Source organism: Streptomyces sp. SBT349, from assembly GCF_001083795.1.
Classification (GTDB): Bacteria; Actinomycetota; Actinomycetes; order Streptomycetales; family Streptomycetaceae; genus Streptomyces.
Map to the genome: position 1 here is coordinate 1 of NZ_LAVK01000393.1, position 6,453 is coordinate 6,453.

At 74.0% G+C, this 6,453-nt stretch carries 8 protein-coding genes; 4 read left to right on the forward strand and 4 right to left on the reverse strand.

All coding sequences use genetic code 11. The features are described 5' to 3' along the window. On the reverse strand, positions 1–589 hold a 589-nt coding region (locus ADY01_RS30975; RefSeq protein ID WP_049580038.1), incomplete at its 3' end, for a zinc-binding dehydrogenase. Between the two features lie 267 nt (positions 590–856). Here ADY01_RS30975 and ADY01_RS30980 point away from each other — a divergent pair. Both ADY01_RS30980 and ADY01_RS30985 read left to right on the forward strand, forming a co-directional pair. Continuing rightward, entirely contained in the window at positions 857–1,276 is a 420-nt protein-coding gene (locus ADY01_RS30980; protein ID WP_049580039.1) for a DoxX family protein, read from the forward strand. A gap of 75 nt (positions 1,277–1,351) precedes the next feature. Beyond that, entirely contained in the window at positions 1,352–2,494 is a 1,143-nt protein-coding gene (locus ADY01_RS30985) for a MarP family serine protease (protein WP_049580040.1), read from the forward strand. Here the strand turns inward: ADY01_RS30985 and ADY01_RS30990 are convergent. Next, positions 2,466–3,116: a hypothetical protein gene (locus ADY01_RS30990; protein ID WP_049580041.1), complete on the reverse strand. Its 651-nt coding sequence runs from the start codon at positions 3,114–3,116 to the stop codon at positions 2,466–2,468. The two genes, ADY01_RS30985 and ADY01_RS30990, sit on opposite strands and share 29 nt — an antisense overlap. Before the next feature lie 151 nt (positions 3,117–3,267). Here ADY01_RS30990 and ADY01_RS30995 point away from each other — a divergent pair, with 151 nt between their 5' ends. Further along, positions 3,268–4,140: a phosphatidylinositol-specific phospholipase C/glycerophosphodiester phosphodiesterase family protein gene (locus ADY01_RS30995; RefSeq protein ID WP_049580042.1), complete on the forward strand. Its 873-nt coding sequence runs from the start codon at positions 3,268–3,270 to the stop codon at positions 4,138–4,140. Positions 4,141–4,200: 60 nt separating this feature from the next. Here the strand turns inward: ADY01_RS30995 and ADY01_RS31000 are convergent, their stop codons facing one another. Both ADY01_RS31000 and ADY01_RS31005 read right to left on the reverse strand, forming a co-directional pair. Next, a complete protein-coding gene (locus ADY01_RS31000; RefSeq protein WP_049580043.1) occupies positions 4,201–4,404 on the reverse strand; it encodes a hypothetical protein in 204 nt (67 codons plus the stop codon). Positions 4,405–4,493: 89 nt separating this feature from the next. Then, positions 4,494–5,348, reverse strand: coding sequence for a fumarylacetoacetate hydrolase family protein (locus ADY01_RS31005; protein WP_049580044.1), 855 nt, complete (start codon positions 5,346–5,348; stop codon positions 4,494–4,496). 195 nt (positions 5,349–5,543) lie between these two features. On the opposite strand from ADY01_RS31005, the gene ADY01_RS31010 reads away from it, so the two are divergent. Beyond that, positions 5,544–6,422, forward strand: a complete 879-nt coding sequence (locus ADY01_RS31010; RefSeq protein WP_049580045.1) for an AraC family transcriptional regulator — start codon at positions 5,544–5,546, stop codon at positions 6,420–6,422. The last annotated feature ends 31 nt before the right edge of the window (positions 6,423–6,453 follow it).

A 6,453-nucleotide genomic window follows, 5' to 3' on the forward strand; every position in this document is an offset into this window, starting at 1 on the left:
CCGGCAGGGAGTAGTCGACCGCGACCTCGGCACCGAGCCCGCGCAGCAGTTCCCCCTTCCGCTCCCCGCGCGCCGCGGCGATCACGCGCGCCCCGGCGGCGTGGGCCAGCTGGACCAGCAGCACGCCCATCCCCCCGGCCGCGGCGGTGATCAGCGTCCACTCCCCGGGGCGGGGGCGCATCGGGCCGTGGAGCGCCATGGCGGTCACGCCGTCGTGCGCCAGCGCCGCCGCGTCGGTGACGCGGACCCCGTCGGGCACGGCGGCGAGTCCCGCGGCCCGCGCGAGGACCCGTTCCGCGTAGGCGCCGCCGACCACATCCGTGGTGACGACGGGCCGCCCCCGCCAGCCCGGGTCGACGCCCGCGCCCACGGACACCACCCGCCCGGCGACGCCCCCGCCCGGAACGAACGGCGGCTCGACGGGGAACCACTGCGGCGCGTGCCCGCGCCGGATCTGGGTCTCGACGAAGAGCGTGTCCACGGCCTCGGCCGCGATCACCACCTGCCCCTCGCCCGCCACCGGCTCGGGCACGTTCCGCACCACCAGCACCTCGGGTCCCCCGAACCCGGTCACCACGATCTGCCGCATCCCGCTCACACTCCCGCTCTTCCTCGGTCGTCACCGCCACAGGCCAGGGTTCAACCTCAACCAAACATGAAGTCAAGGGCCGGGGAGCCCCGCGTGCGGGTCACGCGGGGTGAACGCTCCGGTTGCCGGGGCCGGGAGGCGGGAGCACAGTGGGGTCAGCCGCAGGGCACCGAGCGGTGACGTCGGGTGGCGAGTGGGCGGGAGCGGCCCGGGGCACCACACAGGTAGTACCCGATTCAACCATCTGTCGCCCCTGGAGGCGTCGCCATGGACATCCTGGTACTCATCGGGCGGATCCTCTTCGTCCTCATCTTCCTGAACTCCGCGATGGGCCATCTCACCCAGACCAAGGCCATGGCCGGGTACGCCAGGAGCAAGGGCGTCCCCGCGCCGGAGGCGGTGGTCTTCGGCTCGGGGGTCCTGATGCTGGTCGGCGCGCTCAGCGTGCTGCTCGGCGTCTGGGCCGACCTCGGCGCGCTGCTGCTGGTGGTCTTCCTCATCCCGACCGCGCTGACGGTGCACCCGTTCTGGAAGGAGACCGACCCTGGTGTCCGGCAGAACGAGATGCTCCACTTCCTGAAGGACATCGCGCTGGCGGGCGCCGCGCTCATGCTCTGCGGTCTCTTCGCGATCGCCGGGGGCGATCTGGGCCTGACCTGGACAGGACCTCTGTTCGACCAGGACTGAGGGCCGTCCGGGGAACCGGGCCGCCGCCCGCCTCGTTCCACAGACCGGACGTGCACAGACCCGAGGGGGGCGCGGGTGAACCTGCTGGACCTGCTGCTGGTGGTCGCGGTGCTCGCCGCGGCCGTCTCCGGGTTCCAGCGGGGACTGATCGCGGGGGTCGTCTCCCTGGTCGGCTTCGTCGGCGGGGCCGCGCTCGGGGTCTGGCTGCTGCCGTTCTTCGTGGACCGGCTGGAGGCGGGGTCCGCCACGGCCGCCATCGTGGCGCTGCTCGTGGTCCTCGTCCCGGCCGCCGTCGGACAGGCGCTCGCCTGGCCCCTGGCCGTCCATCTGCGCGACGGCGTGCGCTGGGCGCCCGCGCGCTGGCTCGACGGCGTGGGCGGCTCGCTGTTCAACGGCGTCGCGATCCTGCTCGTCGCCTGGATAGCCGCCAGCGCGCTGACCCCGACGCCCTCCCCCGAGCTGAACCGCGCGGTGCAGGGCTCGCGGCTGCTCGGGGCCGTGCAGGACGGGATGCCCGCGCAGGCACCCACCTGGTTCAACCGGGCCACCGGCGTGTTGAACGACGCCGGCTTCCCGCAGGTGTTCAACCCCTTCGAGAACGACCCGACCGCCGAGGTCCCCGAGCCCTCCGGGGACAACGTCACCGAGGCCGCCGTCGCCGCCGCGCAGAACAGCACGGTCAAGGTCACCGCGAGCGCGGGCCTCTCGGGGCAGGAGGGCAGCGGCTTCGTCTTCGCCGAGGAGCGGGTCATGACCAACGCGCACGTCGTGGACGGCGCCGACGTGACGGCGGTGCAGGTCGGCGGGGCCGGGCGGCGGCTGGAGGCGACGGTGATCCTCTTCGACCCCGGCATGGACGTGGCCGTGCTCGACGTGCCGGGCCTCGACGCGCCCTCGCTCCCGCTGGCCGGGGACGCGGGCCGGGGCGACCCGGCGGTCGTCGCGGGCTACCCGGAGGACGGCCCGCTCGACCTGCGGGCAGCCACGGTCGCGGGCAGGACCCCCGCCCAGGGACGGGACATCGAGGGCGACAGCGCGGTCACCCGGGACATCTACGTGGTGCGCTCCCTGGTCCGCCCGGGGAACTCGGGAGGGCCGCTGCTCACCACGGACGGGCAGGTCTTCGGCATGGTCTTCGCCCGGTCGGTCACCGACGAGGACACCGGCTACGTGCTGACCGCCGACCAGATCAGAGGCCACGCGGAGGAGACCGCCTGAGGTCGGCGGACACCGCCGGAACCTCCGGCGCGCGCAGCAGGTCGCGCACCGCCGCCGGGTCCCAGTGCCCCCGCGCGCCGGGGCGCGAGGCGAGGTAACCGGCGGCCGTGGCCGCGTCCCAGCCGTGCGCCGCGATCAGCCCCGTTCCCAGGTGGCGCAGGTATGCGGCGGCCGGGGCGTTCCAGGGCACGGAGACGCTGCGCCAGGGCGCGGTGAACGTCAGCACCGGCAGGCCGTCCCGGCTGCCCGCGCAGACCAGCGTCTCGTAGCGGCCCGGGCCCAGGCGGGCGCGGCCGGTTCGCACCACCCCGGGCAGGTCCAGGTCCACGCCCGGGTCGCGGCCCGGCACCCGTCCCATCTCCTGCGCGGCGATGTCCGAGAACTGATCGACCGTGAGCAGATGTGCGTGAGCGGGCGTCTCCCCGGGCGCGTTCGGGTCGTAGAACGCGCGCCCCCCGGTCCAGACGGCCGACTCGGTCGCGAAGTACAGCGTCCCGGGGAGCGTGACGGCCTCCGACCGCTCCGGCGGGCGCGGGTCCCGGCACCCGGGATGGGCGCGGGAGGGCGAGGCGCCGGGAGGGACGCCCCCGGCGAGATAACACGCCAGCCGCTCCAGATGCATATTCGACCCATATGCCGCGTACCACACGTGCGTTGGGGAAAGGGCCGGTGACCGGTCGGAGAAATCTCCGTCCGGGCCTGCCGATTGCTCCCTTTCTCCCCGGATACTCACTCGCGTCCCGCTCCAATCCGTCTCCGTCCCGGGAGTCATCGTGACGTTTCCGAGCCGCCGTCGTGCCATCGGGGCCGCGGCCGCCTTCACCGCAGCGCTCGCCGGGGCGGTGGCCGCGCCCGCCACCGCCACCGCCGCCACCACCGGACGCGGCCGGGGCCCGAAGCCCCTGCGCCGGGCCCACGCGCACAACGACTACGAGCACGATCGGCCGCTGCTCGACGCGCTGGACCACGGCTTCACCAGCGTCGAGGCCGACATCTGGCTGGTGGACGGGCAGCTGCTCGTCGCCCATGACGAGGTGGACCTCGACCCCGCCCGCACCCTGGAGTCGCTCTACCTGGCGCCGCTCCACCGGCGGATCCGCGCCAACGGCGGCCGCGTCCACCGCGGCCACCGGGGCTCGTTGCAGCTGCTCGTCGACATCAAGAACACCGGCGACGCCACCTACCGCGCGCTCTCCGCCGAGCTGCGCCGCCACAGCCGCATCCTCACCACCGCGGCCCGCGGCCGGGTGCACGAGGGCGCCGTCACCGCGGTGATCTCGGGCGACCGCGCGGCGCGGGTGCCGATGGAGCAGGAGGCCGTCCGGCACGCGTTCTACGACGGGCGGCTGGAGGACCTGGGCACGGCCGCTCCCGCCTCGTTCATCCCGCTCATCAGCTCCAACTGGACCCAGAGCTTCACCTGGCTCGGCACCGGACCCATGCCCGCCGCCGAGCGTCAGCTGCTCCGGGACATCACCGGCGCCGCGCACGCCGCCGGGCAGCGGGTGCGTTTCTGGGCGACGCCCGACCTCGCGGGACCGGAGCGCGACGCGGTCTGGCGGGAGCTGGTCGCCGCGGACGTGGACCACCTGAACACCGACGACCTGCCGGGCCTGGCCGCGTTCCTCCGGGAGTTCGACCGCTGAGGCCACCGGGCGCCGGGCGCCGGGCGCCGGGCGCGGGTCTCCGGGCGCCGGTCGCCGCCGCTAGCTGCTCCGGGCGGGAAGGTCGTCGATCCAGGCGTAGCGGGTGCCTCGGCCCTCGGTGGACCGCAGCTCGTACATTCCGGCCGTCTGCCGCGCCGCCAGCATCAGCGGCAGCGGCACCTGGCCGGTGATCAGGACATCGACGGCCCGGCCGTCGCGTGGTCCTCCCTCGAACCGGACGCGGATCACATGGTGCTCTGCCATGGCGCCAACTTATCCGGGTGGCGCGGCGACGCGCGCCACCCGGAAGGGTGCGTCGGGGAACGGCAGTTCAGGCGCGGCCCGGCCGGGGCTCAGGGTGCGGGGCGGAAGACGGACCGCTGGCGGCCGAGCCCGGCGACCTCGACCTCCACCACGTCGCCCGGGACCAGATAGGGGAACCGGCCCGAGAGCGCCACGCCCTCGGGCGTGCCGGTGTTGATGAGGTCGCCCGGTTCGAGGACGAGGTACTGGGAGAGGTGGTGCACGATCTCGGCGATGCCGAAGATCATGTCCGCGGTGGTGGAGTCCTGCCGGACCTCGCCGTTGACCCAGGACCGCAGCCGCAGGTCCTGCGGGTCGCCCACCTCGTCGGCGGTGACCAGTGCCGGGCCGAGCGGGTTGAACGTCTCGCAGCTCTTGCCCTTCGACCACTGGCCGCCGGACTCGTCGAGCTGGTAGGCCCGTTCCGAGACGTCGTTGCTGACGACGAACCCCGCGACATGCGCGAGGGCCTCCTCGGGCGAGGCGAGGTAACGGGCCCTGCGCCCTATGACGACGCCGAGCTCCACCTCCCAGTCGGTCCTGGTCGAGCCGCGCGGGATGAGGACGTCGTCGGTCGGGCCGACGACCGTGTTGGGCGACTTGTAGAAGAGGATCGGCACGGTCGGCGGCTCGGCGCCGGACTCGGCGGCGTGCGCGGTGTAGTTCTGGCCGATGCACAGGACGGCGGAGGGGCGGGCGACCGGCGGCCCGACCCGTTCCCCCTCGATGCTCGTCTCCGGCAGCGACGAGGGGTCGGGGAGCAGGCCGGGGTCCTCGGCGAGCGCGGCCAGGAACGCGCCGTCGATGTCGGCGGTGACGGACCGCAGGTCGTGGTGGTGCCGGCCGTCGCCGGACACGAGCACGGGCCGTTCCCGGCCCGCCTCGCCGATGCGCATCAGACGCATGAGGTGTGACTCCTTGTGGTGCTTTCCCGCGTTGGCAACGTCGCGGGTCACTCTTCCCCAGTCGGCCCCACCACTCAACCGCCCCACCGGTCACACGGCCGCGGCGCGCGGGGCGACAGGAGCGGGCACGGGATGTCGGGTCGGGGAGGGTGGTCCTTCCCTAGCGTGAGAAGCGGTGAAGGAAGGAGGCCGGGAGTGCTGGAAAGGCTGAACCAGGCCATGGACCACATCGAGCGGAACCTCGACCGGCGCGTCGACGCGGCGGAGCTCGCGCGGATCACGCTGACGTCGGAGTACCACTTCAGGCGGCTGTTCTCGGCGCTCGCGGGCATGCCGTTGTCCGAGTACATCCGGCGCCGGCGGCTGACGGTCGCGGGCGCCGAGGTCCTCGCGGGGCGGATGACGCTGCTCGACGTGGCGCTGCACCACGGGTACGGCTCGGGCGAGTCGTTCGCCCGCGCGTTCCGCGCGATGCACGGCGTGGGCCCCCACGAGGCCAGGGCCGGCGGCGCGCCCCTGCACTCCCAGCCACGGATGTCCTTCCGCCTCATTGTCGAAGGGAGAAGCAGCATGCGGTACAGGATCACGGAGAAGGAGTCGTTCCGGCTGGTGGGCAGGAAGGCCCGCGTCCCCCTCGTCCACGAGGGGCTGAACCCCGCGATCGTCGCGTTCGTCCGCTCCATCCCCGCCGAGGCGATGGACCGCCTGGTCCCCCTCAGCGACCAGGAGCCGCGCGGCATCGTGACCGCGGCGGACAACGCGGCCGGGCACGAGGAGGGCTCGGAGCTCGACTACTGGCAGGGCGTCGTGACGGGGGCGGCGCCGGGCGCGGACGCCGTGGCGGAGGGCGAGGGAACGGAGTCGCTCGACGTCCCGGCGGGCACCTGGGCGGTCTTCGAGAGCTCGGGCGCGTTCCCGGTGGCGCTCCAGTACGTGTGGCGGGACGTGTTCACGCAGTGGTTCCCGTCCAACCCGTACCGCACCAGGCCGGGCCCGGAGATCGTGAGCACGCGGCTGTCGGAGGACCGCGAACGGGCGGACGCGGAGCTGTGGATCCCGGTCGAGCGCGTCTGACCCGACGCGCGGGTACGGGGGGCGCGGGGGG

What these genes read in the sequence shown, in the direction of transcription:
- ADY01_RS30980 (WP_049580039.1), top strand. Translation starts at nt 857, where the DNA reads ATGGACATCCTGGTACTCATCGGGCGGATCCTCTTCGTCCTCATCTTC.
- ADY01_RS30990 (WP_049580041.1), bottom strand. Translation starts at nt 3,116, where the DNA reads ATGCATCTGGAGCGGCTGGCGTGTTATCTCGCCGGGGGCGTCCCTCCC.
- ADY01_RS31000 (WP_049580043.1), bottom strand. Translation starts at nt 4,404, where the DNA reads ATGGCAGAGCACCATGTGATCCGCGTCCGGTTCGAGGGAGGACCACGC.
- ADY01_RS31005 (WP_049580044.1), bottom strand. Translation starts at nt 5,348, where the DNA reads ATGCGTCTGATGCGCATCGGCGAGGCGGGCCGGGAACGGCCCGTGCTC.